This window comes from Sinorhizobium arboris LMG 14919 (assembly GCF_000427465.1).
Classification (GTDB): Bacteria; Pseudomonadota; Alphaproteobacteria; order Rhizobiales; family Rhizobiaceae; genus Sinorhizobium; species Sinorhizobium arboris.
Genome location: NZ_ATYB01000014.1, coordinates 2,844,892 through 2,871,321, shown reverse-complemented (window position 1 = coordinate 2,871,321; position 26,430 = coordinate 2,844,892). Strand labels below are relative to the sequence as shown.

Below are 26,430 nucleotides of genomic sequence, written 5' to 3'. Positions count from 1 at the left end.
GTCGGGCGGACAGGAGCCGGTCTCTCCAGTGTCGTGCATTCAGGTCTCCTTGAAGGCGCGCGACATGCTGTCGGTGATGGGCTTCGTCAGATATTCGAAGAAAGTGCGCTCCGAGGTGGTGATCAGTACCTCGGCGGGCATGCCGGGCACGGGGTGGAAGCCATGGATGCGTCCTATCTCGCTCGCTGGCACTTCGACACGGACGATGTAGACGTCACGCTGCTGCCCCCCGCCCATCTCCTCCTCGATAGAGTCCGCGGAGACGTAGAAGACCTTGCCCTTCAGCACTGGCGTCGTGCGGCGATTGAGCGCCGAAAGCCGGATCGTCGCGCCCTCGCCGACCTTGAGCTGATCGATGGCCGTGCGCAGCAGCTGCGCCTCGATGATCAGCGGTACGTTGGCCGGCAGGATTTCCATGATCGGCTTGCCGCTTGCGATGACGCCGCCGGCCGTGTGGAAGTAGCTGCGCACGACGGTGCCGTCTACGGGCGAGCGGATGGTGGCGCGGCCAAGCACTTCGGATGCCTCCCGAACCTGCTCGCGTACGCTGTCGAGATCGGCCTCGGCCGCTTCGAGACCGTCGAGCGCCGCCTGCTTGTTGGCATTGACCGCGATGACAGCCTCCTGTCGGTAGCGGTCGATCTGCGTGTAGCTCTCTTTGACCTCGGACTCGAGGCGACCGATCTCGCCGATCGCGTCGGCGATCGCACGGTCCAGTGCCATGAGTTCCGGCCGCCGGATCAAGCCGTTGTCGGCGAGCTTGCTCTTGGCTTCCCGTTCCTCGTTGAGAATCTCCAGTTGCCTGTTGAAGGATGCCTGCTGCAGGGCGTAGCCCCTGGCGCGGAATTCGAGCGAACGGATGTTCTGCTCGATCAGGTTCAGCTGGTCGCGCAGCTTGATCTTCTTGCTTTGAAAATTGACGTTCTGGCTTTCGATGATGGCGTGAACGTCGGGATCGCCGGCCTGTCTGGCGACGATAGGGGGTACGTCGAAGGCGTCGCTGCCGACCGCCTCCGCTCTCAGGCGCCCGACGACTGCCTCGAGACGCAGGCGTTTGAGGTTGAGCATGCGTGCATTGGCCCGGGCGGCCGTCTGGTCGAGCTTCACGAGAATGTCGCCGGCCCTGACCTTGTCGCCCTCCGCGACCAGCAGTTCCTCGATGATGCCGCCTTCCAGATGTTGGACGATCTTATTGTTGCCGTTGGCGACGAAACTTCCCTGGGCGATGATTGCTGCGGCAAGCGGTGCCGCGAAGGCCCAGTAGCCGAAGCCGCCGAAGCAGATCGCGATCAGCGCCAGACCCGTCAGGCTGTGGAGCCGTATCGAGCGGGGTACCTCGGCATACCACTCCGCCGGATCTCGAGGGCCGGCGCTCTGCTTGTCGCCCTGCATCGTCACTCTCCATGAATGCGGGATTGCGCGCGGTCGCCTTCCGCCTTTGCGCCGAGCGCGGCGAGCACTTCGTTTCGCGCCCCGAACATCGCGACCGTTCCTTCGTGCAGCACCATGATCCTGTCGACGCATTGGAGGAGGGCGGGGCGCTGCGTGATGGTGACGGTGGTAATGCCTTCCTTTCTTGCGTGCAGCAGTGCGCGGGCAAGTGCGGCCTCGCCATTGCTGTCGAGGTTCGAATTCGGCTCGTCCAGCACGACGAATTTCGGGTTGCCGAAGAAGGCGCGCGCCAGAGCTATGCGCTGCTTCTGACCGCCCGACAGCGGGGCGCCGTCAGCGGCGACCACGGTTTCGTAGCCTTGCGGAAAGGTCGCTATCAGATCATGCACGTCGGCGAGCACCGCCGCCGCATAGACCATGCTATCGTCGATGTCGTCGCGCATGCGGCAGATATTGGCCTTGATCGTTCCCGGAAAGAGCTGAACGTCCTGGGGAAGATAGCCGATGCTTTCGCCGAACTGGCGCTGATCCCAGTTCCGCAGATCCATGAGATCGAGACGAACGCTGCCGGATGTGGGCAGAACCGAGCCGACCAGCATCTTGCCGAGTGTGGTCTTGCCGGAACCGGAATTGCCGATGACCGCAAGCGATTCCCCCTTTTCCAGAGAAAAGGAGATGCCGTTCAGGATGACGCGTTTCTGCGGCGGCGGGACGAAGAGGATCCGCTCGACGTCGAGCCTGCCTTCCGGCTTCGGCAGGCGCAGCCGCGGGAAGTTCAAGGGCGAGGCGAGCAGGAGTTGCCTGATGCGCTGATAGGCGGCGCGCGAATGATTGAGCTGGTTCCAGCCTTCGATCGCCCCTTCGACGGGAGCGAGCGCACGGCCGGCAATGATCGAAGCGGCAATCACCATGCCGCCGGTCAGTTGCCCCTGCATCGCCAGATGGGCTCCCCAGCCGAGAAGTGCCACCTGAGTGAACATACGCGCGGCCTTGGAGGCGCCGGTGAACATTATATTGCGGTCCTGAGCGTAGACCTGCGCCTTGAGCGAGGCCGCCGTCTCCTGACCCCACATCCGCACCGCTTCCGGAATCATCGCCATGGCGTTGATGACCTGGGCGTTGCGCGACATCGAATCGAGATGGAGATTCGCCCGGCCAAGCGAGGCATTGGCTTCGCTGAACGGTTTTGTCGTCGCCTTCTGATTGAGATAGGCGATGACGAAGAGAACAGTACAGCACAGGATGACGATCATGCCGAGCTGTGGCTGTATGAGGTAGACGACGATCACGAAGAGTGGTGTCAACGGAGCGTCGAGGAATGCGGTCAGAGTTCCGGACGTGATGAAAGCGCGAAGCTGCTGCAGGTCGCCCAGTATCTGGTAATCCCGGCCACTTCCGTGCAGCGACGCGCGAGCTGCCGCGCTGAGGATCGGCGTGCCGAGCTGGACCTCGATTTCGACGGCCGTCCGCATCAGGATGAAGCGGCGGATTGCATCGAGAACGACCTGGAGCGCCACCGCGCCGAGCACAGCGATCGTCAGCATGATCAGCGTATCCTGCGAGCGGCTGGTCAGGACCCGGTCGGAGATCTGGAACAGATAGATCGGGATGGCGAGGACGAGGACGTTGATCGCCAGGGTGAAAGCGATGACGATCAACATGTTGCGCCGGACGGCGGCCATGCCGTTGTTCAGACTGGCCGCGAAGTTTGCCGGCCCCATGCGCTTGTGAAGCGTGCTCCTGCCACCGCCGTTTTCGCTCCCTTGTTCTTCATGCCTTGCACTGCTTTCCACCGGGCGAATGTCGCCTTGCTTCATCGGACCGGGATCATTGTCGATGGTTTGCGGCAGTCCCCGGGGCTGTCGTCTTTCGATCTTGGGAACGCCGTCTTCGTGGCGGCACGCATCGGCCGGTGCCGATGATCGGTCCTGCTCCGAGGACTTGGCCACGGCTGCCTTTCCGTCCGACCCTGACGGCTCTCCGGAGGGGGCGACAGCCTCGGCTTCGGCCACCTCGCGCAGCTCCAGCCGCGCGACATCGTGGCGCTCCGGCTTGCCCCGCCCGGCATACCACTTCGACATGTCGTTCATGCTCGCTCCCCTGCGCTTGCGAGTGAAGTCTCTCGGCTGACCGCCCAACGGAACTTCCGCTCGCAGCCGTGCGGTTTTCCGACGGCGTGAAGCGGCTCGCCGTCCCGTCGGATGGCGATCTGCTTCAAGCCAGTATCGTATGCATGACGTCGCCCCATGGGTTCGCCGACAGATCGGTGCCGGCTCCGCTGTCGACGCCTTGGCCCTGCGGCGAACCATCGTCGCCGATAAAGGCGATGAGTTCGGTCGTCAGCCCGCCGCCTTCCCGCTGGAGGTCCGGAACCCCGACTATTCCGGATTGAATGAGCACCGCGTCGGAATAGACATTGCCTCCGACATAGGTGACCCCGCTGGAGTGGTCGAACTCGATGATCTCGGCGACATTGACGACGGCGTTGTTGCCGGTGTGCACCGTGACCGCGGCCCCCGACCCGTCTTCCAGAACCTTGCCTGCGGCATGGGAGACGGCATCGGCATCGCCGAGAATGCTGATCTGCTGCACGATAGTGATGTCGTACAGATTACCGGTGATGAACAGGATATGCAGGCTGGCATAGCCCTCGAAATGATGGTCGCGCAGCAGTTCGTCCGGCAATGTGCCGTCGCCGCTGCGCATCTGGTCGGTGGCCTCATGGAAGTAGTCCGGCATCGGTTCGAAGCGGCCGGCGGAGCTAGCGCTCTCGATCGAAGCCATGTTCCATACGAGATTGCCGCTCGTGTCCAGTGCGATGCCGTTGCCGGCGGATATGCCTTCGATCTCATCATTGTCGTAGAGGATCGAGATCTGGCTGATAATGTTGAGGTCGAGCACCCGTCCGCCCACGACGACCAGATCGTAATGGTCGGCGATCCCGAGAAACGAAGCGAAGCTGACGCTCGTGTTGCCGCCGGTAAGGAAGGTCGTTTCGACACCGCTCCTGGTGACGGTCAGGCTGTCGTTGTCGCTGAGGAAATTGTACTGCTCGACCCAACGCACATAGGATAGATCGCCTTCGACGACGTCCACACGCCAGCTCGCCGGGAAGACCGGAGCCTTTGCGCCAATCTCCGCTTCCGCGGGAATACGCGCCTCGGTTTCTCTTCCCTCGAACCTGGCTATGTTCAACGCGACGGTTGTGGACACGGTTCCTGCGATCGCGCCGCCGAGCGTATCCCTGTCGGCATAGACGTAGGATTGCGAGATGGCATCGAATTGATGGTAGTCGCCCATCACCGCGGTCACGGGTGCGGCTGCGGCAGAGCCGACGATGCTGGCAGTATTTGCGACGAGATTGCTCCCCGCTTCGATATGCAGATCCTCCTGAAGCGGCTTGCCGATGGTACCGGCCTCGCCGGCAGTCCCGACGTGCCCACGCTCGGGAAGATGGTCGCGCAGGTCCGGGGCAATCTCGGCGCGCGCGCCGTTGACATAAGTTCCCTCGATGCGTTGGGCGACCAGAACGGCATCGCCGAACGCATTCTTGTCCAGTTCGTCGGGAGCGGCGGCCTCCGCAAGCCCGGTTTTTCCGCCCGGCGGTGGCGCGGCGGTATCGTGCGGATCGGGTCGGCTGGAGCCTGTAACCGCAGCGATTGCCTCAAGGCTCTGCGCCACCGCGGCCAAAGTGGCGGATACGTCGGCTGCGTCGATCTGCGCAAAAGGGGAGGCGTCGAGTGCTTCCGAGAGAAAGTCTTCGAGCGTCTCGTCGACATGCTCCTGGTTGCGCGGCTCCATAAGCGTGCCGTTCAGGTTCACGACATCGTCGTCAAGGACGAGGTTGACCTGACGGGTGTGGCTGATGACCGACATGGGACCCGCATCGGTCGCCGGGTCTGACTGGGCCTCCGCGACATGACCGGAAATCCCGTGACCCCGGAACTGGACTTCGGCCAGTCCGGCTTGTGCTGCGGCGGCCGGATCGTCGAGCAGATGCGGGGGCGGCGGCCGGTGATCCGGGGAGTCCAGCCGGGCGATGTCGTAGGCCGGCAGCTCGTAGGAGATGCCGGGATCGTAGCTTTTCAACGCGAACTCAGATCGGAAATCCGGCGTTTCGGCGGAACCGGAGTCTTCCTTTTGGGCAGCCTTCGGGGCCTCAGATCCCTGCAGGTATTGAAATCTCATGCGCGCGTCATCAATAGCCGTGTGGAGCAGCCCTATGAAATGCGCAACGATCTCATTGATCTTGTCCGAGTGCATCATCCGATCCTTCCCTTTTCCGCAGCAAAGGGAGCCGCGCCGCGCGTCCCGTCAACGTGCAGCGCCCAAGCGAGCTTCTGTCATTGCACCGGCCCGGCAGCGCCGATGCATCCTCCATGCATGTCAGTCGGCATCGTCGTCCGGGGCGGCCGGGGACATGCGCGGATCGCCACCGGCGGTCCAGACGTCGACGTTGCTGAGAAGATTCGCGCCATGGACGATTTCGTGGTGGAAGTCCGGACCAGCCGGGTTCGGCGACGTCTCAGTCGAGGGGTGGGAGGCACCGTCACCGCCCTTGAGATCCCAACCGTCCGAGGTGAGGCCGTCGGCCTCAGAAGGTTGCTCGCCGGCTGCGCCGAAATCGGCATTGCCGTTCTTGCTGATGTCGTAAGCGCGGTCCTGATCGGCCAGGCTATTGGCCTGGGCGAGGCTGAAGCCGGCTTCATAGAAGCTGGCGCCATTGCCCAGAACGTGGTCGAAGTTGAGGGAAAAGGAAAAGCCATCGCCGAGGGAAAAGGTAAAGTCGCCCCCGGTGGATTCGGTAGGACTGGTGCTGCCACCGGCAACCGACCTGCTGGACGCATTCGCCGCTACGCCGTCGGCAAGCGCACTCGTCTTCAGCTCGTCATCGGCACTGAAGTTGTCGTGGAGCCCAAGATTCTTCTGTGAGGAATCGGGCATAAGCACTTCCTCATGAGAGGGAGCCAGCACCAAAACCCTTTCATCTTTTTAGGATTCTTGAGGCGCTGGCTCTTTTAGTGATTTAGCGGAAGTCAAATATTCCGTCTATGCTTGCAATATCATTTTGGCGCGATACTAAGCGCCCAAATTTATACGCATGGTAATTCATAGTCATACGCTTGGTGATATGAACGTAAATATCTATACTTCCGGTCTGCTACGCGGAACAATGACCGAAGACGCACAAACGTCGGTGCGACCATCGGAGTGTGATCCGGAACGCAGTGGAGTGAAAGCTACCAATTGTGGTTATGGGAATGGTCTCCGGCTTTTTTGGGGGAATCGCTCCGTGCCGATGCGCCGAGACAGGCGCCGGCCTTCCGAGCCGCCGGCGGCGCCTCGCCCGTCATCCCGGGTCAGGGCCAACTCGTCGGGATGCTGCCCTAACACCTCGGTAACATTCGAGAATCCGAAACGGAGCGGCGCAGGCCGTTGCCGCAGCAAGTTGGACAATTCGGCTGTCTGAATGCCCCGGATGGACGTGCGGCGGCCAGCGGGGCTCATCGCCGGGTCGATCGGTTCGCATGGCCTCGCCGATAGCCCGATGTGAGTATCACGCGTGTCAAACGGCATGCTTGCCGGAACCACCGCGACGTTTTCCGGCCTGATCGGAGCTAAAAGGCGCGGCACCCCTTAAAACCGGGGGTCTGGCGAAAGGCCCCACTGATGATCACGCCTGTGCGGGACCTCGACCGATTCGCCCAAAATTGGTTCGTTTTCGAACGATTTAGACAGGATTGTGGCCGCAAACTAATCCTTTTGGGCGGTTTTACATCCCCCATGTTTACGATACATTAGCTAACATAAATTCTTTTTTCTCAGAAACAGTTTTTATTCGAAGAAATTTTCAAACAGCGGGCCGTTCTCCACATGGGTAAAAAACCCGTAAAAACAAAGGGGATGTCCGAGGAGGGGATAATGTATCGTGCGGGCTCGGGATTGGGCAGTTTCGAAGACAGCAAAAGCGTATTACCAAAAAAAAGCAAAATCGTCATGCTTGCCAGGACGGACCTCTTCGCCGAGTGTCTGACCCAGGCGATCGGCGCACGCTTTCAGGACCAGGATGTGGTGCGCCTTTCGGATGCCGACAGCCTTCTGGACGGCAACCTCGTGGACGTGACGCTGGTCATGCTCTACCGAGTGCCGATGGCGACCTTTCCATCGACCATCAAGCTGATCCATGAGTTCCATCCGAAGGCGGCGGTCGGCTTGCTGGTCGAGAATGCGGATGGACTCGAGGCGCCGGTAGCGCGTCTGGTCGAGGAGGGGATGATCCATGGCGTCTTGCCCCTGAATCTCCATCTCGATGTCTGTCTCACCGCCATCGACCTGTTGTTGAAGGGCGGCGAGCACTTTCCCGCGGCCCTGCTCGGGCGCCTTGCGCCGAAGGATCCTGGCGAGCGTGACCTCTCTGCGCGCAACGAGACGGCTTCCGACACCGTCGATCCGGAGCGCAGAAAAGGCTTCGGCCACGTCGTTCTTACGACACGCGAGATCCAGATCCTCGATCTCATCTGTATGGGCACGCAGAACAAGATCATTGCCGACCGCCTTGGGCTCTCCGAAAACACCGTCAAGGTACACGTCCGCAACATCTATAAGAAGATGAACGTGCGTAACCGGACGGAAGCAGCGTCCCGCTATTTCAGAAGCGACGGAGGCGCCGGCTCTCCTCACCCGCCGTCGCCGACGCGCTGGCGCAACTGACGAGAACATCTCTCGGTTCAGTACAGCACCGCACGTCCTGTCGGACGCGAAGGTCTCAAAGGGTTGGAGCGTTGCGGTGAAGCACCGAAACGCTCCCGGCAGGTTGCCATGCATTTCGCCTGCAGCTGTCCTTGAATCGGCCGCGATGGAGGAAACGGCAGTCGCTATTCCGCCGCTTCGGGTCCAAGCACTCCCCGACGGATCTGGTCGGCTTCGATCGATTCGAACAATGCGCGGAAGTTTCCCTCGCCGAAGCCTTCATCGCCCTTGCGCTGGATGAATTCGAAAAAGATCGGGCCGATCACGGTTTTCGAGAAGATCTGCAGCAGGATCTTCGTCATGCCGCCATTCACCACACCCTCGCCATCGATGAGGATGCCGTGTTTCTTCATCCGGTCGATCGGCTCGTCGTGACCGTGGACCCGCTCGTGGGACATTTCATAATAGGTGTCAGGCGGTCCCGGCATGAATTTCAGACCGTTCTCGGCGAGTTTGTCGGTCGCGTCATAGATCGCCTCGGTACCGACGGCGATGTGCTGGATGCCTTCGCCTTTGTACTTCTTGAGATATTCCTCGATCTGGCTGGTGTCGTCCTTCGATTCATTCAGCGGAATGCGGATCTTGCCGCAGGGCGAGGTAATCGCCCGGCTGACCAGACCGGTGATGCGGCCGTCTATGTCGAAGAAATGAATCTGCTTGAAATTGAACAGCTCGCGATAGAAAGCCCACCACTTGTCCATGTTGCCGCGATAGACGTTGTGCGTCAGGTGGTCGAGATAGTAGAAGCCGACGCCGGCCGGCTTCGGATCACGCTCGCCCAGCCATTCGAATTCGGCGTCGTATGCAGAGCCCTTCTCACCATAGGCATCCACGAAATAGAGGAGCGAGCCGCCGATGCCGACGATCGCCGGCACATCGAGGCTCTTGTCCTTGCCCGTATAGGCCTCAGCGCCTTTGGATACGGCGTGCCTGAAGGCGTGTTTGGCGTCGACGACGCGCCAGGCCATCGACGGGGCGCAGGGCCCGTGCTCGCCGACGAAGCGCATGGCATGCGAGTCGGGCTCCGCATTCAGGACATAATTGATATCGCCCTGGCGCCAGACCGTGATGTTCTTGGTCCTGTGCCTGGCGACCGGTGCATAACCCATGCGGCCGAAAAGCTCGGCAAGCTTTTCCGGCTCCGGGTGGGCGAATTCGACGAACTCGAAACCGTCCGTCCCGGCCGGATTGTCCACCGAGATCGCCGGGGGCGGTGCGTCATGCGGAAACGGGCCCATCGTCAGTCTCCTCTCATTCTCCAAACTCTGCTGGATTATGGCGCAGTTCCGATGCATGGTGCTTGTATTCTTGCGCGGTCTGGGAAGATCGGTGCACGGATTGTGCAGAGAAACGTTTGGGGACGCATGAATGGAGCTGCTTGACGGATTCGACCTCAAGATCCTGAGCGAATTGCAGCGCGATGGTCATCTGACCAACAACGAATTGTCCGAGCGCGTCGCTCTTTCTCCCTCCCAATGTTCGCGCCGGCGTACGCGGCTGGAGGCGGAAGGCTTCATCACGGGCTATCAGGCGCAGATCGACCGTCAGAAGTTGGGGCTCGATTTGATGGTGGTGATTTCGGTGACGCTGGCGACCCACAACCGCGACAACGCCAAACGTTTCGCCAATCTCGTCTCGGGTTTGCCGGAGGTGCTGGAGGCCTATGCGCTGACCGGTGAAATGGATTACCACCTGCGCGTTGTGACGCCCGACCTTGCCGGCCTCTCGCGCTTCGTCAATGATGTGCTCCTGCCGCATGACAGCGTGCAGCACGTCAAGACGTCGATCGTGCTGGAGACGCTCAAGAGCTTCGAGGGACTGCCGATACCGGCACGGATGAAGGGCTAGAATCGATCCCCGCGCTCGATTCCCTCATCGCCCGTTCAACGGCGTCCAGCCCTGTTTCGAGTGCCTGCACGCTTTCGGCGCCGAAGAGCGAAAGCAGCTCGGCCTGATACCGCGCCGCAAGCTCCGTCAGCTCCCCATAGGCCCGCCGGCCCGCCGGCGTCAGTGCCAGATGCTCGAAGCGGCGGTCCCGCCCGTCCTCCTCGCGCTTCAGCCAGCGGCGCTGCTCCAGCCTGTAGACAGCCCGGCTCACCTTCGTCTTGTGCATGGTGGCGTGCGCGCCAATTTCGGTTGCCGTCATGCTGCGGCGTGAGCTGCCGAGTGCCGCTAGAGTTCGCCATTCCGGCCGGGTCAGTTCAAACCGTGCCTTGTATTGTGCGGCAAAACGCAATGCGACGAATTCCGCCGCCCGGTTCAGCCGATAGGGCAGGAAGGCCTCCAGTTCGAACCGATCCTCGGCCATGCCGACTTCCTTCATTGATAGTTACAAAATCAATAGTTACGCTTGCAACTAATATGCGAAAGGAAGAGGAGGCTCAAGCCATGTTGGACAGTGCGGAAAAACAGCCGAATGCCGGCTCGGGCCAGCAGCGGGCAGCCGGATACATGCCGGGATTCGGCAATGATTTCGAAACGGAAAGCCTGCCTGGAGCGCTGCCTAAGGGGCAGAACAGTCCGCAGAAGTGCAACTATGGCCTCTATGCCGAACAGCTTTCCGGTTCGCCCTTCACAGCACCGCGCGGTACGAATGAGCGCTCGTGGCTCTACCGAATCCGCCCCAGCGTCCGGCACACCGGACGGTTCCGGAAGACCGACTATCCGCACTGGAAAACGGCGCCGCATACGCCCGAGCATTCGCTGGCGCTCGGTCAGTTGCGCTGGAGCCCTCTGCCGGCGCCCTCCGAAAGCCTGAACTTCCTTCAGGGCATCCGCACCATGACGACGGCGGGCGACGCACTGACGCAAGCCGGTATGGCCGCGCACGCCTATGCCTTCACTGTCGACATGGTGGACGACTATTTCTTCAACGCCGATGGCGAGTTGCTGATCGTTCCGGAAACGGGCGCGATCCAGGTTTTCACCGAGCTCGGCAGGATGGATGTGGAGCCGTCGGAAATCTGCCTCGTACCGCGCGGCATGATGTTCAAGGTGGTCCGCCTCGGCGAGGAGAAGGTCTGGCGCGGTTATATCTGCGAGAATTACGGCGCGAAGTTCACGCTGCCGGATCGCGGGCCGATCGGCGCCAACTGTCTTGCCAATCCGCGCGATTTCAAGACACCGGTCGCCTCCTATGAGGACAAGGAGACGCCCTGCAGGGTGCATGTGAAGTGGTGCGGCTCCTTTCACACGGTCGAGATCGGCCACTCGCCCCTCGATGTCGTCGCTTGGCACGGCAACTACGCGCCCTACAAATACGATTTGAAGACCTTCTCGCCTGTCGGCGCGATCCTGTTCGATCATCCCGATCCGTCGATCTTCACCGTGCTGACCGCGCCTTCCGGAGAAGAAGGCACGGCCAATGTCGACTTCGTCATATTCCCGCCGCGCTGGCTGGTCGCCGAGCACACGTTCCGCCCGCCCTGGTATCACCGCAACATCATGAGCGAGTTCATGGGTCTGATCTACGGGCGCTATGACGCGAAAGAGGAGGGCTTCGTGCCGGGCGGCATGAGCCTGCACAATATGATGCTGGCACACGGACCGGATTTCACCGGCTTCGACAAGGCATCGAACGGCGAACTGAAGCCGGTGAAGCTCGACGACACCATGGCCTTCATGTTCGAGACCCGTTTCCCGCAGCAGCTGACGAAGTTTGCCGCAGAGCTCGAGACGCTGCAGGACGACTACATGGATTGCTGGTCGGGACTCGAACGCAAATTCGACGGCACGCCCGGAATCAAGTGACTTCCGCCGGCAAATCATGACATGCTGCCGTGGGGCCAGTACGCGCTGGACGGCGCGGATCAACAATGCATCGGGAAACATCAATCCATGAAACTCGCGACGCTGAAAGACTCCACCCGTGACGGCAAACTCGTCGTGGTCTCGAAAGATCTGACCCGCTGCTCCGAGGTGGGCCACATCGCCCGCACGCTGCAGGCGGCGCTCGACGATTGGACGCATACAGGTTCGCGCCTGGCGCGCGTCGCCGAGGGGATCGAGACCGGGTCGCAGCCGACCATGAGATTCCATGAACACGACGCCGCCTCGCCACTGCCGCGTGCCTTCCAGTGGGCGGACGGTTCGGCCTATGTCAATCATGTCGAGCTTGTCCGAAAGGCGCGCAATGCCGAGATGCCGGCAAGTTTCTGGACCGATCCGCTGATCTATCAGGGTGGTTCCGACAGCTTCCTCGGCCCGCGCGATCCGATTCTGATGGCCGACGATGGCTGGGGCATCGATATGGAAGGCGAAGTCGCAGTCATTGTCGACGACGTGCCCATGGGCGCGACGCTCGACGAGGCGAGGGCCGCAATCCGCCTGGTCATGCTCGTCAACGACGTCTCGCTGCGGGGCCTCATTCCAGGCGAACTCGCCAAGGGCTTCGGCTTCTATCAATCGAAGCCGTCTTCCGCCTTCTCGCCGGTCGCGGTGACGCCGGAGGAACTCGGCGATGCCTGGGATGGCGGGAAGCTGCATCTGCCGCTTCATGTGGACCTCAACGGCGAGCCCTTCGGCCGGGCCGATGCCGGGGTCGACATGACATTCGACTTCCCGCAGCTGATCGTGCACGCCGCGCGAACGAGGCCGCTTTCAGCCGGCACGATTATCGGCTCGGGCACCGTTTCGAACAAGCTCGACGGCGGGCCGGGCAAGCCGGTTTCCAAGGGCGGGGCCGGCTATTCCTGCATCGCCGAATTGCGCATGATCGAGACGATCGAAGGCGGCGCACCGAAGACGCAATTCCTGAAATTCGGCGATGTCGTCCGCATCGAGATGAAGGATCGCACCGGCCATTCGATCTTCGGCGCCATCGAGCAGAAGGTCGGGAGATACGAGCGCGGCTGACGACGAGGCAGAAGTGGCGAACGAAACCATTCTTTACGACTATTGGCGGTCGTCTGCGAGTTATCGGGTGCGGATCGCGCTCAACCTCGTCGGCGAGGACTATCGCTCCGTTGCGGTCGATCTGCTTGCAAAGGCTCACCGCTCGCCCGAGCACCTCGTCCGAAATCCGCAGGGGCTGGTGCCGGTGCTCGATATCGACGGCGAACGGCTTACCCAGTCGCTCGCCATCATCGAATATCTTGCCGAGACGCGAGACCTGACGGCCTTCCTCCCGGCCCACCCTCTCGACCGGCAACGCGTCCGCGCGCTTTCCTATGCAGTTGCGATGGATATTCACCCCGTCTGCAATCTTGGCGTCGTTTCCCATGTGATGGCGAGCGCCGACGACGGCGAGGCCGCGCGCCTTGCATGGATGCAAAAGTTCATCGGCGACGGTCTCGCGGCCCTCGAACGAATGTTGGACCACCCTGCGACCGGTGCATTCTGCCATGGTGATCGTCCCACGATGGCGGATCTTTGCCTCGTGCCGCAGGTCTACAACGCGAGACGCTGGGACGTGGATCTTTCAGCTTTTCCCCGGATCGTTGCCATAGATCTGCGATGCGCCGGGGTCGACGCCTTCCAAAGGGCGCATCCGGACTACGCAAAGCCGTGATTCCGGCGGGCTGTGGTTTCGTCGTCCGGCACATCGGATGTGGCCTGTTCCGTCCAGCCGATGTCGCGAATGGATCGGCGGACCGCAGATCGCCAAGCTAGTTTTCGCGTGACTGCCCGTGTAAGGGGGCGCGGAAACACTCAAAAACGAGAGACCATCGATGAAGAGCTATGTGCTGACCGTCACCTGTAAATCCACCCGCGGCATCATCGCGGCGGTTTCCGGCTATCTCGCCGAAAAGGACTGCAACATCGTCGACTCCTCGCAGTTCGACGACCTCGAAACGGGTCTGTTCTTCATGCGGCTGGCCTTCGTCAGCGAGGGGGGCGCGAAGGTCAGCGACTTGCGCGAAGGTTTCGAGCCGGTCGCCAAGCGCTTCGGGATGACGGCGGAAATCCGCGATACCGAGGAGCGCATGAAGGTGCTGCTGATGGTGTCGCGCTTCGGCCATTGCCTGAACGATCTTCTCTACCGCTGGAAGATCGGGGCGCTGCCGATCGACATCGTCGGCGTCGTCTCCAACCACTTCGACTATCAGAAGGTCGTGGTCAACCACGACATCCCCTTCCACTGCATCAAGGTGACGAAGGAGAACAAGCCCAGGGCCGAAGCGCAGCTCCTGGACGTCGTCGAGCAGACCGGCGCCGAGCTGATCGTGCTTGCCCGCTACATGCAGGTGCTCTCGGATGCGCTCTGCAAGAAGATGTCGGGGAAGATCATCAACATTCACCACTCCTTCCTGCCGTCGTTCAAGGGGGCGAACCCCTACAAGCAGGCCTATCAGCGCGGCGTGAAGCTGATCGGCGCGACGGCGCATTACGTCACCGCCGATCTCGACGAGGGTCCGATCATCGAGCAGGATATCGCCCGCATCACGCATGCGCAGTCGGCCGAGGATTATGTCTCGATCGGCCGCGACGTCGAAAGCCAGGTGCTGGCCCGGGCCGTGCACGCCCATATCCACCACCGCTGCTTCATCAACGGCAACCGCGTCGTCGTCTTCCCGCCGAGCCCGGGTTCCTACGCCTCGGAACGGATGGGCTGAAGCGCCCGGGACGTTTTCTTTGCGCGTCTCTCCCCGCGAGCGGGGAGACGCGCGGCAGCAGGTGAGGGGGCAGCCACCGCACCTCAAATGTGCAGGGCGTGCCCCAGCGTCTTGAACGCCGCCTCCTGGAAGGCTTCCGACAGCGTGGGATGGGCATGGATGGTGCCGGCGATATCCTCCAGCCGCGCGCCCATTTCGATCGCCAGCGCAAAGGTCGCCGACAGTTCCGAGACGCCGTGGCCGACAGCCTGAATGCCGAGGACCAGGTGATTGTCGGCGCGGGCGACGACGCGCACAAAGCCGTCTTCGGAAAGCGTCGTCATGGCGCGGCCGTTCGCCTGGAAGGGGAATTGGCCGATTCTGACGTCGATGCCGGCCCCACGCGCGTCTTCCGGAGACAGGCCGGCAGCGACGATTTCCGGATCGGTGAAGCAGACCGCCGGAATACAACGCTTGTCCCAGCTCCGCTTTTGACCAGCGACGATTTCCGCGACCATTTCGCCTTGTGCCATCGCCCGGTGCGCCAGCATCGGCTCGCCGGTCACGTCGCCGATCGCATAGATGCCGCGCATGGAAGTGCGGCACTGGTCGTCGATGCGGATGAAGCGGCCCGAGCGATCGAGGTCGATCTCCTCCAATCCCCAGCCCTCCGTCACGGGCCGGCGGCCGACGGTGACGAGGACCTTCTCCGCCGGGACCTCGAAGGCACGACCGTTTTCCTCGGCAAAGAGCCCCCGCCGATCGGCGGAGAGCCGTTTGGCCGCGGTGCGGGTGAAGACCTCTATGCCGAGTTCGCCGAGGCGCGTCATCACCGGCTTTGAGAGATCGGCGTCGTATTGCGGCAGGATACGGTCCAGTGCCTCGAGCACGGTGACTTTGGAGCCCAGCTTGGCAAAGGCGGTTCCGAGTTCAAGACCGATATAGCCGCCGCCGACGACCGCGAGCGTCTGCGGCACTTCCGTCAGCGCCAGAGCCTGGGTCGAGGAAATGACGCTTTCGCCGAAGGGCAGGTCCGGAAGTTCGACCGGCGCTGAACCGGTTGCGATGACGATCGCTTCGGCTCGAATGCGCTGAACTCCGGTCTCCGTTTCGACGTCAACAGTCTTGCCGTCGACGAAGCGCCCCTCGCCGATGACCGCCTTGACGCCCGCCTTCTTCAGGAGTCCGGTGACGCCGCCGTTCAGCCGTCCGACGATGCCGTCCTTCCAGGCTACGGTTCGCTTGAGGTCGATTGCCGGCGTATTCAGCGAAAGTCCGAGCGGGCTCTTGCCCGAGGCGGCCGTGCGGAGCCTGTGATACTCGTCCGCCGCATGGATCAGTGCCTTGGACGGAATGCAGCCGACATTGAGGCAGGTGCCGCCGGCCCTCGCTTTCTCGACGATCACGGTGTCGACGCCGAGCTGGCCGGCGCGGATCGCCGAGACATAGCCGCCGGGTCCGGCGCCGAGAACCAGGAGCTTGCAGGAGATTTCCTTCATGGACGCCTATCCTTCAACGAAAATCAGCGCCGGCGTTTCGAGCAGCATCTTCAGGCGCTGGACGAAGATCGCGGCATCCCAGCCGTCGATGACCCGGTGATCGAAGCTGGACGAGAGGTTCATAATCTTGCGCGGCACGAACTGTGCGCCGTCCCAGACCGGACGGACGGCAATCTTGTTGACGCCGACGATCGCCACCTCCGGATGATTGATGACCGGCGTAGAGGCGATCCCGCCGATCGCGCCGAGCGAAGAGATGGTGATGGTCGAGCCGGTGAGTTCGTCGCGCGTAGCGGTTCCGGTGCGGGCGGCCTCGGCCAGCCGGTTAAGCTCCGCAGCGCACTCCCAGATTCCACGGGCCTCGGCGTGGCGCACTACCGGTACGGTGAGGCCTGCGGGCGTCTGGGTGGCAATGCCGATATGGGCGGCAGCGTGGCGGTGGATGACGCCCGCATGATCGTCGAAGGTCGCGTTGACGCCGGGCTGCTCTGCGACGGTCTTCACCAGCGCGCGCATCAGGAAGGGGAGGACGGTGAGTTTGACCTGCTCGGGCTTGCGGTCGCGGTTCATCGTCGCCCGCAGATCCTCGAGCGCCGTCATGTCCACCTCCTCCACATAGGTGATGTGGGGGATGCGCGAGGCGGCGAGCGACATCTTCTCGGCGATCCGCCGCCTGAGACCGGTCATCCTGACCTCCTCGACCGCGGTCCTGCGGACGAGGCCGGTCTGAGCCGGCAACGGCTCGGCGCCACGGCTGATGAAGAGATCGAGATCCTCATGGGTGATCCGCCCGGCAGGCCCGGTGCCGGCCACCTGCCGCAGATCGATGCCGCGCTCTCTCGCGCGCAGCCGCACCGCCGGGGAGGCGAGGGGCTTTGCCGAAAGATCCGGCGCCTCGCGCGGTGCCGGAGAGGGTCTCGGCGCGGGCTTCTCAGGCTTCGGCGGCGCCTTGGCCTCGGGCCGGGAGGAGGTGGCGACCGGCTCATCCAGCAGCTTGTCGGCAAGCGCCTCCGGAACGCTGTCCGGGGCCGCCTCGCCGGCCTCGCCGGCCGTCTCTATCCTGACTAGCGGCGCCTTCACCGCGACCGTGTCGCCGATTTCCGCTCCGAGCCACACGACCTTGCCGGAAACGGGCGATGGGATTTCGACGGTGGCCTTATCGGTCATGACGGCGGCGAGCACCATATCTTCGCGCACCGGATCGCCGGGCTTCACATGCCATTCGACGAGTTCGGCCTCCGCGACACCCTCGCCGACGTCGGGCATCTTGATGGTGAATTCACCCATGGCGTCAGCCCTCCATCGCTTCGGCAAGCGCACGGCCGACGCGCGCCGGACCGGGGAAATAGTCCCATTCCTGGGCGTGCGGGTAGGGCGTGTCCCACCCCGTTACCCGCACGACAGGAACTTCGAGGTGATAGAAGCAGTGTTCCTGAACGAGAGCGGCGAGCTCGGCGCCAAAGCCAGAGGTCAGCGTCGCTTCGTGCACGACCACGCAGCGCCCGGTCTTCGTGACCGATTGCACGACCGTCTCGAGGTCGAGCGGCAACAGGCTGCGCAGATCGATCACTTCCGCGTCGATCCCCGTTTCCTCGGCCGCCGCGAGTGCCACATGCACCATCGTTCCATAGGCGATGACCGTCACGCCCGAGCCCTTGCGGCGTATCTCCGCCTTGCCGATCGGGATCGTATAATGCCCGTCCGGAACGTCGCCGAGCGCGTGCTTGGACCAGGCCGTGACCGGGCGTTCGTGGTGGCCGTCGAAGGGCCCGTTATAAAGCCGCTTCGGTTCGAGGAACATTACCGGGTCCGGGTCCTCGATCGCCGAGATCAGCAGCCCTTTTGCGTCATAGGGGTTCGACGGAACGACGACCTTCAGGCCGCAGACATGGGTGAAGAGCGCCTCCGGGCTCTGGCTGTGGGTCTGACCGCCGAAGATGCCGCCGCCCGTCGGCATGCGCACGACGATCGGGCAGGTAAAGTCGCCGTTCGAGCGGTAGCGGATGCGCGCTGCCTCCTGCGTGAGCTGATCGTAGGCCGGATACATGTAGTCGGCGAACTGAATCTCGACGCAGGGCTTCAGCCCGTAGGCGGCCATGCCGATGGCGGTGCCGACGATGCCGGATTCGCTGATCGGCGTATCGAAGCAGCGCGTCTTGCCGTATTTCGCCTGAAGTCCCTGGGTGCAGCGGAAAACGCCGCCGAAATAGCCGACATCCTCGCCGAAGACGACGACATTCTCGTCGCGCGCCATCGACACGTCCATGGCGCTGCGCACCGCCTCGATCATCGTCATTCTGGCCATGTCAGTACCCCGCCTTCTGCCGCTGACGGCGGATATGCGGCGGCATTTCGGCGTAGACGCCTTCGAAGATGTCCCGCACCGACGGCCTGCCCCCGGCGTGCAGCGTTCCGTGGCGCTCGGCTTCCTTCTGCGCCTGTATCACTTCGTCCATGATTTCCGCCTCCGCCTGCGCATGCCGCTCCTCCGACCAGACACCGCGCAGAATCAGGTGCTTCTTGAGCCGCAGGACCGGGTCGCCGAGCGGCCAGGCTTCCGATTCCGTTTTCGGGCGATAGGCGCTCGGATCGTCCGAGGTCGAATGGGCGCCGACGCGGTAGGTCACGTATTCGATCAGCGTCGGACCGAGATTGAGGCGCGCGCGCTCGGCCGCCCAGCGCGCCACCGCAAAGACGGCGAGATAGTCGTTGCCGTCGACCCTGAGCGCCGGGATGCCGAAGCCCAGGCCTCGGGCTGCGAAGGTGCCGGAGCCGCCTCGGGCGATACCCTGGAAGGTCGAGATCGCCCACTGATTGTTGACGATGTTCAGAATGACGGGCGCCTTGTAGGTGGAGGCGAAGACCAATGCCGAATGGAAGTCCGACTCGGCCGTCGAGCCGTCGCCGATCCAGCCGGCGGCTATCCGCGTGTCGTTCTTGATGGCGGATGCCATAGCCCAACCAACCGCCTGGACATATTGCGTGGCGAGGTTGCCGGATATGGTGAAGAAGCCGTGCTCCTTGGAAGTGTACATGACGGGCAGCTGCCGCCCGTGGCAGGGATCGAGCTCGTTCGAGAAGATCTGGTTCATCATCTCGACCATGGGGTAGTCGTCGGCGATCAGCAGTCCCGCCTGGCGATAGGTCGGAAAATTCATGTCGCCCTTGCGAAGTGCCTTGCGGAAGGCGCAGCTCACCGCCTCCTCGCCCAGATGCTGCATGTAGAAGGACGTCTTGCCCTGGCGCTGCGCCATCAGCATGCGCGCGTCGAAGGCGCGCAGCAGCATCATATGCCTGAGGCCTGTCAGCAGTTCCTCGTCCGAAAGAAAGCCGGCCCAGGGGCCGACCGCCTCGCCCTCGCGGTTGAGCACCCGGATGATCGAATAGGCGAGGTCGCGGATCTCCTCGGGGTCCACGTCGACCCCGGGCCGCGGCACCGAGCCTGCCTTGGGAATCTTCACATTGGAGAAATCGGGCTGATCGCCCGGCCGGACGGCCGGTTCGGGGACATGCAGGCTCAGTCGGCTGAATTCATCCATGCGGGTTCCGGCCTCCCTTCCGGATTGCGCGTCGAGCGCAACTCAATGCCCCGGAAGAACGGCGCCGCCGCCTGGCGGTTCCCGGCTGGCTCAAGATTCCTCCGCCCTGCCTGCGATGCCGCCGCAACCTCCCGTTCTCCCAACAGGATATGCACACAGACTGCCACGAGTTCGGGACCAGATGAAGGGTTTTCGCCGCCGCGCCCGGCTGCGAAACGAAGAAAGACAGATTCGTGCCGGCACGCATGCGGCACGAGTTCGCGCGCACATGCCGGTCCTGGTGGCGGGCAATTTTCTTTCGTGGGACGGCCGGCGAACCGTCCTCAGACCGGTGGTGCGATCTCGATCGGGCTACCGTCGGAAAAGCGCGAAAGACGGAACTCGGAGGGGTCGACGATGGGCGGGTCTCCGGTGACGAGATCGGCGACGAGATGTCCGGCGCCAGGGACCGATGCCGAAGCCGTGACCGGAGAAACCGGTGGCGATGACGAGCCCCGGCAGATCTTGCGCCAGGGAAATGACCGGCACGACGTCGGGCGTGACATCAATCAGACCGGCCCAGATCTGCAGCGGCTCGACGGCGCGGAGCTTCGGAAGAGCCTTACGCGCTTCCTCGAAAGCTCTGAGCACGGATTTCGGATCGGGCCCCGGATCGAGGATGCGGTGCCGCTCGAAGGCGCCCGGCCGATCGAGAGGCACGGAAGCGATCTCGAAAAGCTCGCGCCAGCTCTGGGCGCTCAATCCCGCCTGCACGGCTTCGCCCTCGGCCTTTCTCGCCGGCCGAAAATCGCGGAAGAATGCGAGTGTGTCCGGCACGAGCGGATGCAGGTTGGCACCCGCCGTGGCGATCGTGTAGCCCCCGTCGAGACGCTTGCGATAGGCGTAAGTCGCCGTCGCGCCGGCGCCGTCCGGTCCGCTCTCGACCGGTGCGGTCCTGAGCACGGTGTTGCGCACCTTCAGTTGCGGCAGCCGGATGCCGAGACCCTTGCAGAAGAGCCGCGACCAGGCGCCGCCCGCAAGCACGACAGTGGACGTTTCGATGCGGCCTTTTTCGGTGATGACGGCGCTTATCCGACCCGCGCTTTTCTCGATTCCCCGCGCGGCGCAGCCGGTCACGATTCGTGCACCGGCACGGCGCGCTCCGGCCGCGATCGCAGGTACTGCTTTTTGCGGCTCGGCCATGCCGTCGCTCGGCGTATAGAGCGCGCCCTTGTAGCGGATCGCAGCCCCGGCCATGCGTTCCCGGGTTTCGTCGGCGGTAAGCTGACGGCTGTCGACGCCATAGGGCTTCGCAAGCGCGAGCCAGGCATCGCGGTTGGCGACGTCCTGCTCCGTTTCGGAAATATAGAGAATGCCGCTCCGGCGGAACCCGGTTTGGCCGCCGACGCGCGTGTCGAGCGTGTCCCAGATTTTCAGCGCCGCCATCGCGAGCGGAATCTCACGCCGGTCGCGGCCCATGACACGCACCCAGCCCCAGTTGCGGCTCGATTGCTCGCCGCCGAGTACGCCCTTTTCGCAGAGTACGACATGCACGCCGCGCTCGGCGAGAAAAAGCGCCGTGCTCACCCCGATGATGCCGCCGCCGATAATGACGACGTCGGCACTTCCGGCCGGTGAAGGATCGGTTTCAACAGGGGCGAGAGCGGGGCCGGGCATGCGATTCTCTTCGGTTTGTCGACTTCTTCTATCGCTGCATCCAATGGCGGCTTCGATCAAGTCTGCGTGGCCGGTTTCGGCTGGCGATGCACAGTTGCCGCATGCCCACCGTTCCCGCAGCGTCTTTGAGAGGTGGTGCCTTCCCGTCTCCTGCGCCAGGGCTTATGTTCGTCTCATGCGCGATACCGAAGCCGACCTCCGCCCGATCCTCCGCATCGACTTCCCGCCGAACGACCGTCTCGGGCGCGGCAAGATCATGCTCCTGGAACGCATCCGCGAAACCGGTTCCATTTCCGCTGCGGGGCGGGCCATGGACATGTCTTACCGGCGCGCCTGGCTGCTGGTCGACGCCTTGAACCGTATGTTCAAGGAGCCGGCGGTCGATTCGCAGCGTGGCGGCAAACAGGGCGGTGGGGCCGTCGTCACCGCTTTCGGCGAGATGCTGATCGCGCGTTTCCGGGCGATGGAGGCGACGGCTCAGGCCGCGATCGCCGAGGATCTCGATTGGCTGGACGCCATGCGCGACCGCAATGGGGCTCCGATTGAAGAACCAACGGGAAAGCCGTTCTAACCTTGCCGCGTTCCGGACGGAACGCCGCTGCGGACTTTAGTAATCCAGCGCGACGGTCTTGATGACGGCGTAAACCTGCTTCCCCGGCCGTAGGTCGAGCGCTTCGCGGGAAAGAGTCGTGACCCGCGCGCCAATGACGTTGCCGCCGCAGTCCACGCGCACGTCGGTGCTTCCCTGCCGTGGCGGCGAAAGGCTGACGATCATTCCCGGAAGCACGTTGAGGGCGCTGATGCCTTCCGGGTGCCCGGTCGCCAGCATGACGTCGCGTGCGGCAATGTAGAGGCGCAGGCTCTGCCCGGGCTCGGCGACGAGATGCGGCACGCGGAACAGGCATTCCCCCGCGCGCACCACGGTCAGCTCGTGGCCTTCGTCGTGACTGTCGACGGTGCCCTCGATCAGCGCGCCGACGTCTCGCCGGTCGGTGGCGGACGTCTCGGACGGCTCGCTGAGGACGACTGCCGTTTTCCCGGAGGCCTTGACCCGGCCGTTTTCCATGACGACGACGCGCTCCGCCAGCCTGGCGACCTCTGCCACGGAGTGACTGACATAGACGATCGGAATCCGCGTATCGTCGCGAAGCCGCTCCAGATAGGGAAGGATTTCGGCCTTTCTGGCATCGTCGAGGGCGGCGAGCGGCTCGTCCATCAAAAGCAGGCGGGGGGATGCGAGCAGCGCCCGGCCGATGGCGACGCGCTGCCGCTCGCCGCCCGAGAGCGTCGAGGGCATACGGTCGAGCAAGTGCCCGATGCCGAGCATCTCGACGATCCTGCCGAATTCAGGCCCTGGCCGGCCCGCGCCTGCGAACCAGCGGCCATAGGCGAGATTTCTGCGGACGCTCAGATGCGGAAAGAGGCGGGCTTCCTGGAACACATAGCCGAAACGGCGGCGATGGACGGGTGTGAAGAGCCGGCGCTCACTGTCGGCGATCACGTCGCCGTCAAGCACGACGCGGCCTCGATCGGGTCTGAGGAGGCCGGCGATGATGTTGACGAGCGAGCTCTTGCCCGAGCCAGAGCGACCGAAAAGAGCGGTTACGCCGCCCTCCGACGCGAAGGCGGCATCGATCGCGAAGGAACCGAGCCGAAGGCGCACGTCGACTTCGAGCCTCATGCCGCCACCGTCCGCCGCGCCGCGGCTGCCATGGCTTCCGAAAGCATCAGGGCTGCCATCGAAATGACGACAGAGATGGCGGCAAGGCGCATCGCCCCAGCGTCGCCGCCCGGCACCTGTGTGAAGGTGTAGATCGCGGCGGAAAGCGTCTGCGTCTCGCCTGGAATATTGGAGACGAAGGTGATGGTGGCGCCGAACTCGCCCATGGCCTTGGCGAAGGAGAGAACCATTCCGGCGAGAATGCCTGGAAGGATCAGAGGCAGGGTTACCGTCAGGAATATCCAGGCGGGGCTTGCCCCGAGCGTGGCCGCCGCATCTTCGAGCTTGCGATCGACCGCTTCGATCGACAGCCGGATGCTGCGGACCATCAATGGGAAGCCCATCACCGCGCAGGCGAGCGCCGCTCCCGTCCAGCGGAAGGAAAAGACGAGTCCGAAATTCTCCGCGAGAAAGCCGCCCACCGGTCCGCGCCGGCCGAACAGGAGCAGCAGCGTGAAGCCGGTGACCACCGGCGGCAGGATCAGCGGCATGTGGACGAGACCGTTCAGAATCGACTTGCCCCAGAAGCGGCCGCGCGCGAGCAGCATGGCGACGAGGAGCGCCAGCGGAAGGCTTGTAAGCATCGCGACCGTGGCGACCCGAAGGCTCAGGCGGACGGCCGTCCACTCCGCGTCGCTCAATGCCATCCAGTCCAAGCTCGTGCTCCCGTTCCTGACGCGCCGCGTCGTCCGCTCATTCGCTAAATGCTAATCCAAAACCGTGAAGCCCTCGGCTTGGAAAAGCGCTGCCGCTTTCGGCGAGCGGACGAAGTCGAGATAGGCGGCGGCATCGGGGTTCCTGCTGTCCGCGGTAATCGCGATCGGGTAGACGATTGGCGGGTGGCTGTCCTCCGGGAAGGTGCCGACCACTTTCACATTGGCGTCGGCTGCGGCATCGGTGCGGTAGACGATTCCGTAGGGCGCTTCGCCACGCGATACGAGGAGGAGGGCGGCGCGCACGCTTTCGGCACCTGCGACTTTCCCGGCAATGCTCGGCCACAGCCCGAGTTTTTCCAGCGCGGCCTTGCCATACTTGCCGGCGGGTACCGAATCCACGGCGCCCATCGCCAGCCGGCCGTCGCCAAGAAGGCCGGCGAGGTCGAGACCCGGCGTGATCTCAACTGCCGGGGCGTCCGTCTCGCCCGAGACGAGGACGATGCGATTGCCGAGCAGGTTTGCCCGCGTGTCGGCCTTGATCAGCTTCTTGTCTGCGAGATGATCCATCCAGGCGAGATCGGCCGAAATGAAGATGTCGGCGGGCGCGCCCTGTTCGATCTGCTTCGCCAGTGCCGAACTCGCCGCATAGGAGACAGTCGCATCTTTGCCGGTCTGCTCGAGCCATTCACCGTTGATCGCGTCGAGCGCGTTCTTGAGGCTCGCAGCCGCGAAAACGGTGACCTTATCCGCCGCCAGGACCGGCGCAGAGACGGCTCCCGCCAGAACCATGCCGAGCGCCAGTGCCGCGCCCTTGAGCCAATGTCTCCTTCTGATCACCTCTGCCTCCCGTTTCGTGATATTTACAAAAATATAACGCTTCGGTGCCTGATTACCGCTATATCCAGAGAAATACAATGCTGCCGCTGCAAGCGCGGCAAGCGAAACCGACCCCGGCACGCCGATTTTCACCGTTAACAATCCGACGGGATTGCGCTTTAAAGACCGCAACGAGACCAAACGAGGTGACGTCCCATATGGATGCGACGATCAAGCTGGAAGAAAGCTGGAGAGCCGTTCTGGGCCCCGAGTTCCGCCATGGCTACATGGCCGAGCTCAAGCGGTTCCTGCTGGAAGAAAAACAACAGGGCCGGCAGATTTTTCCGAGGGGTGGCGAATATTTCCGCGCGCTCGACCTAACCCCGCTCGACAAGGTGCGCATCGTCATCCTCGGTCAGGATCCTTATCACGGGGATGGGCAGGCGCATGGCCTCTGCTTCAGTGTGCGTCCTGGCGTACGCACGCCGCCTTCGCTCGTCAACATCTACAAGGAGCTGCGGGAAGACCTCGGAATAGCCCCTGCGCGCCACGGCTTCCTGGAAAGTTGGGCGCGCCAGGGCGTGCTCCTGCTGAACAGCGTGCTGACGGTGGAGCGCGGCCGGGCGGCCTCGCACCAGGGCAGGGGCTGGGAACGCTTTACCGACGCGGTTATCCGTGCGGTCAACGAGCAGGCGCAGCCGGTCGTTTTCATGCTCTGGGGTTCCTACGCACAACGCAAGGCCGCGTTTGTCGATCGTTCGCGTCATCTCGTGCTCACTGCGCCGCACCCGTCACCGCTTTCGGCCCATTCCGGCTTCTTCGGCTGCCGGCATTTCTCCAAGGCGAATGCGTTTCTGACGTCCAAGGGGCTCGCGCCGATCGACTGGCGGTTGCCGGAAGATCCTCCCTTGGCCGTCGAACGGCCGATGGTGCCGAACTGCTGACGCAGTCGTTCCGGCACCCGTCGCGAATGGACCTTGCGCCCCCGGCCCCGATCCGTCAAAGACTGGCCGGAAGGCGGGCGACGCTATGGGAGACGGCATGCGGCACATCCTGATCATCGGTATCGGCGCGGGTAACCCCGAGCATATGACCGTTCAGGCGATCAATGCGCTGAACGGAGCCGATGTGCTCTTCATTCCGACAAAAGGGGCGAGCAAGACGGAACTCGCCGAGGTGCGCCGCGAGATATGCGCCCGATACGTGACGCGGAGCGACAGCCGTACCGTGGAATTCGCCGTGCCGGTCCGCCGCAGCGAAGGCCGCAGCTACACGAAGAGCGTGGACGATTGGCATGCGAGCATCGCCGCCACCTACGAGTCGCTGCTGACGAGCGAGCTTGCCGAAGGGCAGACCGGCGCCTTCCTCGTCTGGGGCGATCCGATGCTCTATGACAGCACGATCCGCATTGTCGAGAGGGTGAAGGCGCGCGGGCGGGTCGCCTTCGATTTCGGCGTGATCCCGGGCATCACCAGCCTGCAGGCGCTCTGTGCCAGCCATCGCATACCGTTGAACCTCGTCGGCAAGCCGGTGGAGATCACCACCGGCCGGCGACTCGCCGAAACCTTCCCGCACAAAAACGAAACGGCCGTCGTCATGCTCGACGGGGAGCAGGCGTTCCAGAAGATCGAGGATCCGGATGCCGAGATCTATTGGGGCGCCTATCTAGGCACGCCTGACGAGATCGTCATTTCAGGGCGCCTCGCCGAGGTGAAAGAGCAGATTATCGAAGCACGGGCCGCGGCGCGCGAGCGGGTGGGCTGGATCATGGATATCTATCTGCTGCGTAAGGGTGCCGATTTCGAAGAGTGATCGCGGGCATTGCCGCCGATCTTTGATCTCTCTCAACGCGCCTCTCCGTGATATAGG

General features: G+C 63.2%; 22 protein-coding genes and 1 pseudogene. 9 read left to right on the top strand and 14 right to left on the bottom strand.

Annotated elements, in window-relative coordinates; translation table 11 throughout:
- Nucleotides 1–39 precede the first annotated feature (39 nt).
- The 4 genes from SINAR_RS0125145 to SINAR_RS0125130 all read right to left on the bottom strand — a co-directional run bounded on the left by SINAR_RS0125145 (nucleotide 40) and on the right by SINAR_RS0125130 (nucleotide 6,336).
- The gene (locus SINAR_RS0125145) at nucleotides 40–1,392 is read right to left on the bottom strand and encodes an HlyD family type I secretion periplasmic adaptor subunit (RefSeq protein ID WP_028001648.1); all 1,353 of its coding nucleotides are present in this window, start codon (nucleotides 1,390–1,392) and stop codon (nucleotides 40–42) included.
- Between the two features lie 2 nt (nucleotides 1,393–1,394).
- Nucleotides 1,395–3,482, bottom strand: a complete 2,088-nt coding sequence (locus SINAR_RS0125140) for a type I secretion system permease/ATPase (protein WP_050577545.1) — start codon at nucleotides 3,480–3,482, stop codon at nucleotides 1,395–1,397.
- A 124-nt stretch (nucleotides 3,483–3,606) separates the two neighbouring features.
- Nucleotides 3,607–5,658, bottom strand: a complete 2,052-nt coding sequence (locus tag SINAR_RS0125135) for a hypothetical protein (protein WP_234710635.1) — start codon at nucleotides 5,656–5,658, stop codon at nucleotides 3,607–3,609.
- 120 nt (nucleotides 5,659–5,778) lie between these two features.
- Nucleotides 5,779–6,336: a hypothetical protein gene (locus tag SINAR_RS0125130; RefSeq protein WP_028001645.1), complete on the bottom strand. Its 558-nt coding sequence runs from the start codon at nucleotides 6,334–6,336 to the stop codon at nucleotides 5,779–5,781.
- A gap of 978 nt (nucleotides 6,337–7,314) precedes the next feature.
- On the opposite strand from SINAR_RS0125130, the gene SINAR_RS0125120 reads away from it, so the two are divergent.
- Nucleotides 7,315–8,103 carry a helix-turn-helix transcriptional regulator gene (locus SINAR_RS0125120; RefSeq protein WP_028001643.1) on the top strand — a complete coding sequence of 263 codons (789 nt, stop codon included), beginning with the start codon at nucleotides 7,315–7,317 and terminating at the stop codon, nucleotides 8,101–8,103.
- A gap of 164 nt (nucleotides 8,104–8,267) precedes the next feature.
- Here the strand turns inward: SINAR_RS0125120 and hppD are convergent, their stop codons facing one another.
- Nucleotides 8,268–9,380 (bottom strand): 4-hydroxyphenylpyruvate dioxygenase, encoded by a 1,113-nt coding sequence (hppD, locus tag SINAR_RS0125115; RefSeq protein WP_028001642.1) that lies wholly within the window; start codon nucleotides 9,378–9,380, stop codon nucleotides 8,268–8,270.
- A gap of 130 nt (nucleotides 9,381–9,510) precedes the next feature.
- Here hppD and SINAR_RS0125110 point away from each other — a divergent pair, with 130 nt between their 5' ends.
- Entirely contained in the window at nucleotides 9,511–9,990 is a 480-nt protein-coding gene (locus SINAR_RS0125110) for an Lrp/AsnC family transcriptional regulator (RefSeq protein ID WP_028001641.1), read from the top strand.
- On the opposite strand, the gene SINAR_RS01000000133855 is transcribed toward SINAR_RS0125110, so the two are convergent.
- A complete protein-coding gene (locus tag SINAR_RS01000000133855; RefSeq protein WP_050577544.1) occupies nucleotides 9,944–10,450 on the bottom strand; it encodes a MarR family winged helix-turn-helix transcriptional regulator in 507 nt (168 codons plus the stop codon). The two genes, SINAR_RS0125110 and SINAR_RS01000000133855, sit on opposite strands and share 47 nt — an antisense overlap.
- Nucleotides 10,451–10,530: 80 nt before the next feature.
- Between SINAR_RS01000000133855 and hmgA the strand changes: the two genes are divergently transcribed.
- The 4 genes from hmgA to purU all read left to right on the top strand — a co-directional run bounded on the left by hmgA (nucleotide 10,531) and on the right by purU (nucleotide 14,696).
- Nucleotides 10,531–11,892, top strand: a complete 1,362-nt coding sequence (gene hmgA, locus SINAR_RS0125100; protein ID WP_028001640.1) for a homogentisate 1,2-dioxygenase — start codon at nucleotides 10,531–10,533, stop codon at nucleotides 11,890–11,892.
- Between the two features lie 87 nt (nucleotides 11,893–11,979).
- Nucleotides 11,980–12,996: a fumarylacetoacetate hydrolase family protein gene (locus SINAR_RS0125095; RefSeq protein ID WP_028001639.1), complete on the top strand. Its 1,017-nt coding sequence runs from the start codon at nucleotides 11,980–11,982 to the stop codon at nucleotides 12,994–12,996.
- A 13-nt stretch (nucleotides 12,997–13,009) separates the two neighbouring features.
- Entirely contained in the window at nucleotides 13,010–13,651 is a 642-nt protein-coding gene (gene maiA, locus SINAR_RS0125090; RefSeq protein ID WP_028001638.1) for a maleylacetoacetate isomerase, read from the top strand.
- A 160-nt stretch (nucleotides 13,652–13,811) separates the two neighbouring features.
- Nucleotides 13,812–14,696, top strand: coding sequence for a formyltetrahydrofolate deformylase (gene purU / locus SINAR_RS0125085; protein ID WP_028001637.1), 885 nt, complete (start codon nucleotides 13,812–13,814; stop codon nucleotides 14,694–14,696).
- An 83-nt stretch (nucleotides 14,697–14,779) separates the two neighbouring features.
- Here the strand turns inward: purU and lpdA are convergent, their stop codons facing one another.
- From lpdA to SINAR_RS01000000133850, 5 genes and pseudogenes are all read right to left on the bottom strand, one after another.
- Complete coding sequence (lpdA, locus tag SINAR_RS0125080) at nucleotides 14,780–16,174, bottom strand: dihydrolipoyl dehydrogenase (RefSeq protein WP_028001636.1); 1,395 nt, start codon at nucleotides 16,172–16,174, stop codon at nucleotides 14,780–14,782.
- A gap of 6 nt (nucleotides 16,175–16,180) precedes the next feature.
- Nucleotides 16,181–17,461, bottom strand: coding sequence for a dihydrolipoamide acetyltransferase family protein (locus SINAR_RS0125075; protein WP_028001635.1), 1,281 nt, complete (start codon nucleotides 17,459–17,461; stop codon nucleotides 16,181–16,183).
- 4 nt (nucleotides 17,462–17,465) lie between these two features.
- Complete coding sequence (locus SINAR_RS0125070) at nucleotides 17,466–18,479, bottom strand: alpha-ketoacid dehydrogenase subunit beta (protein WP_028001634.1); 1,014 nt, start codon at nucleotides 18,477–18,479, stop codon at nucleotides 17,466–17,468.
- A 1-nt stretch (nucleotide 18,480) separates the two neighbouring features.
- Nucleotides 18,481–19,713, bottom strand: coding sequence for a 3-methyl-2-oxobutanoate dehydrogenase (2-methylpropanoyl-transferring) subunit alpha (locus SINAR_RS0125065; RefSeq protein ID WP_028001633.1), 1,233 nt, complete (start codon nucleotides 19,711–19,713; stop codon nucleotides 18,481–18,483).
- A 323-nt stretch (nucleotides 19,714–20,036) separates the two neighbouring features.
- Nucleotides 20,037–21,369: pseudogene (locus SINAR_RS01000000133850) on the bottom strand (NAD(P)/FAD-dependent oxidoreductase).
- A gap of 175 nt (nucleotides 21,370–21,544) precedes the next feature.
- Between SINAR_RS01000000133850 and SINAR_RS01000000133845 the strand changes: the two are divergent.
- Nucleotides 21,545–21,940 carry a winged helix-turn-helix domain-containing protein gene (locus SINAR_RS01000000133845; protein WP_033057561.1) on the top strand — a complete coding sequence of 132 codons (396 nt, stop codon included), beginning with the start codon at nucleotides 21,545–21,547 and terminating at the stop codon, nucleotides 21,938–21,940.
- Nucleotides 21,941–21,976: 36 nt separating this feature from the next.
- On the opposite strand, the gene modC is transcribed toward SINAR_RS01000000133845, so the two are convergent.
- From modC to modA, 3 genes are read right to left on the bottom strand one after another with little or no spacing between them, the layout of a single operon-like run.
- Complete coding sequence (gene modC / locus SINAR_RS0125050) at nucleotides 21,977–23,050, bottom strand: molybdenum ABC transporter ATP-binding protein (protein ID WP_028001631.1); 1,074 nt, start codon at nucleotides 23,048–23,050, stop codon at nucleotides 21,977–21,979.
- Entirely contained in the window at nucleotides 23,047–23,736 is a 690-nt protein-coding gene (gene modB / locus SINAR_RS0125045) for a molybdate ABC transporter permease subunit (protein ID WP_209439314.1), read from the bottom strand. The genes modC and modB overlap by 4 nt, the downstream gene beginning before the upstream one ends.
- Before the next feature lie 60 nt (nucleotides 23,737–23,796).
- Nucleotides 23,797–24,582, bottom strand: coding sequence for a molybdate ABC transporter substrate-binding protein (modA, locus tag SINAR_RS0125040; protein ID WP_150824077.1), 786 nt, complete (start codon nucleotides 24,580–24,582; stop codon nucleotides 23,797–23,799).
- Between the two features lie 197 nt (nucleotides 24,583–24,779).
- On the opposite strand from modA, the gene ung reads away from it, so the two are divergent.
- Both ung and cobF read left to right on the top strand, forming a co-directional pair.
- Entirely contained in the window at nucleotides 24,780–25,505 is a 726-nt protein-coding gene (ung, locus tag SINAR_RS0125035) for a uracil-DNA glycosylase (RefSeq protein WP_028001628.1), read from the top strand.
- Between the two features lie 97 nt (nucleotides 25,506–25,602).
- Complete coding sequence (gene cobF / locus SINAR_RS0125030; protein ID WP_028001627.1) at nucleotides 25,603–26,373, top strand: precorrin-6A synthase (deacetylating); 771 nt, start codon at nucleotides 25,603–25,605, stop codon at nucleotides 26,371–26,373.
- Nucleotides 26,374–26,430 lie beyond the last annotated feature (57 nt).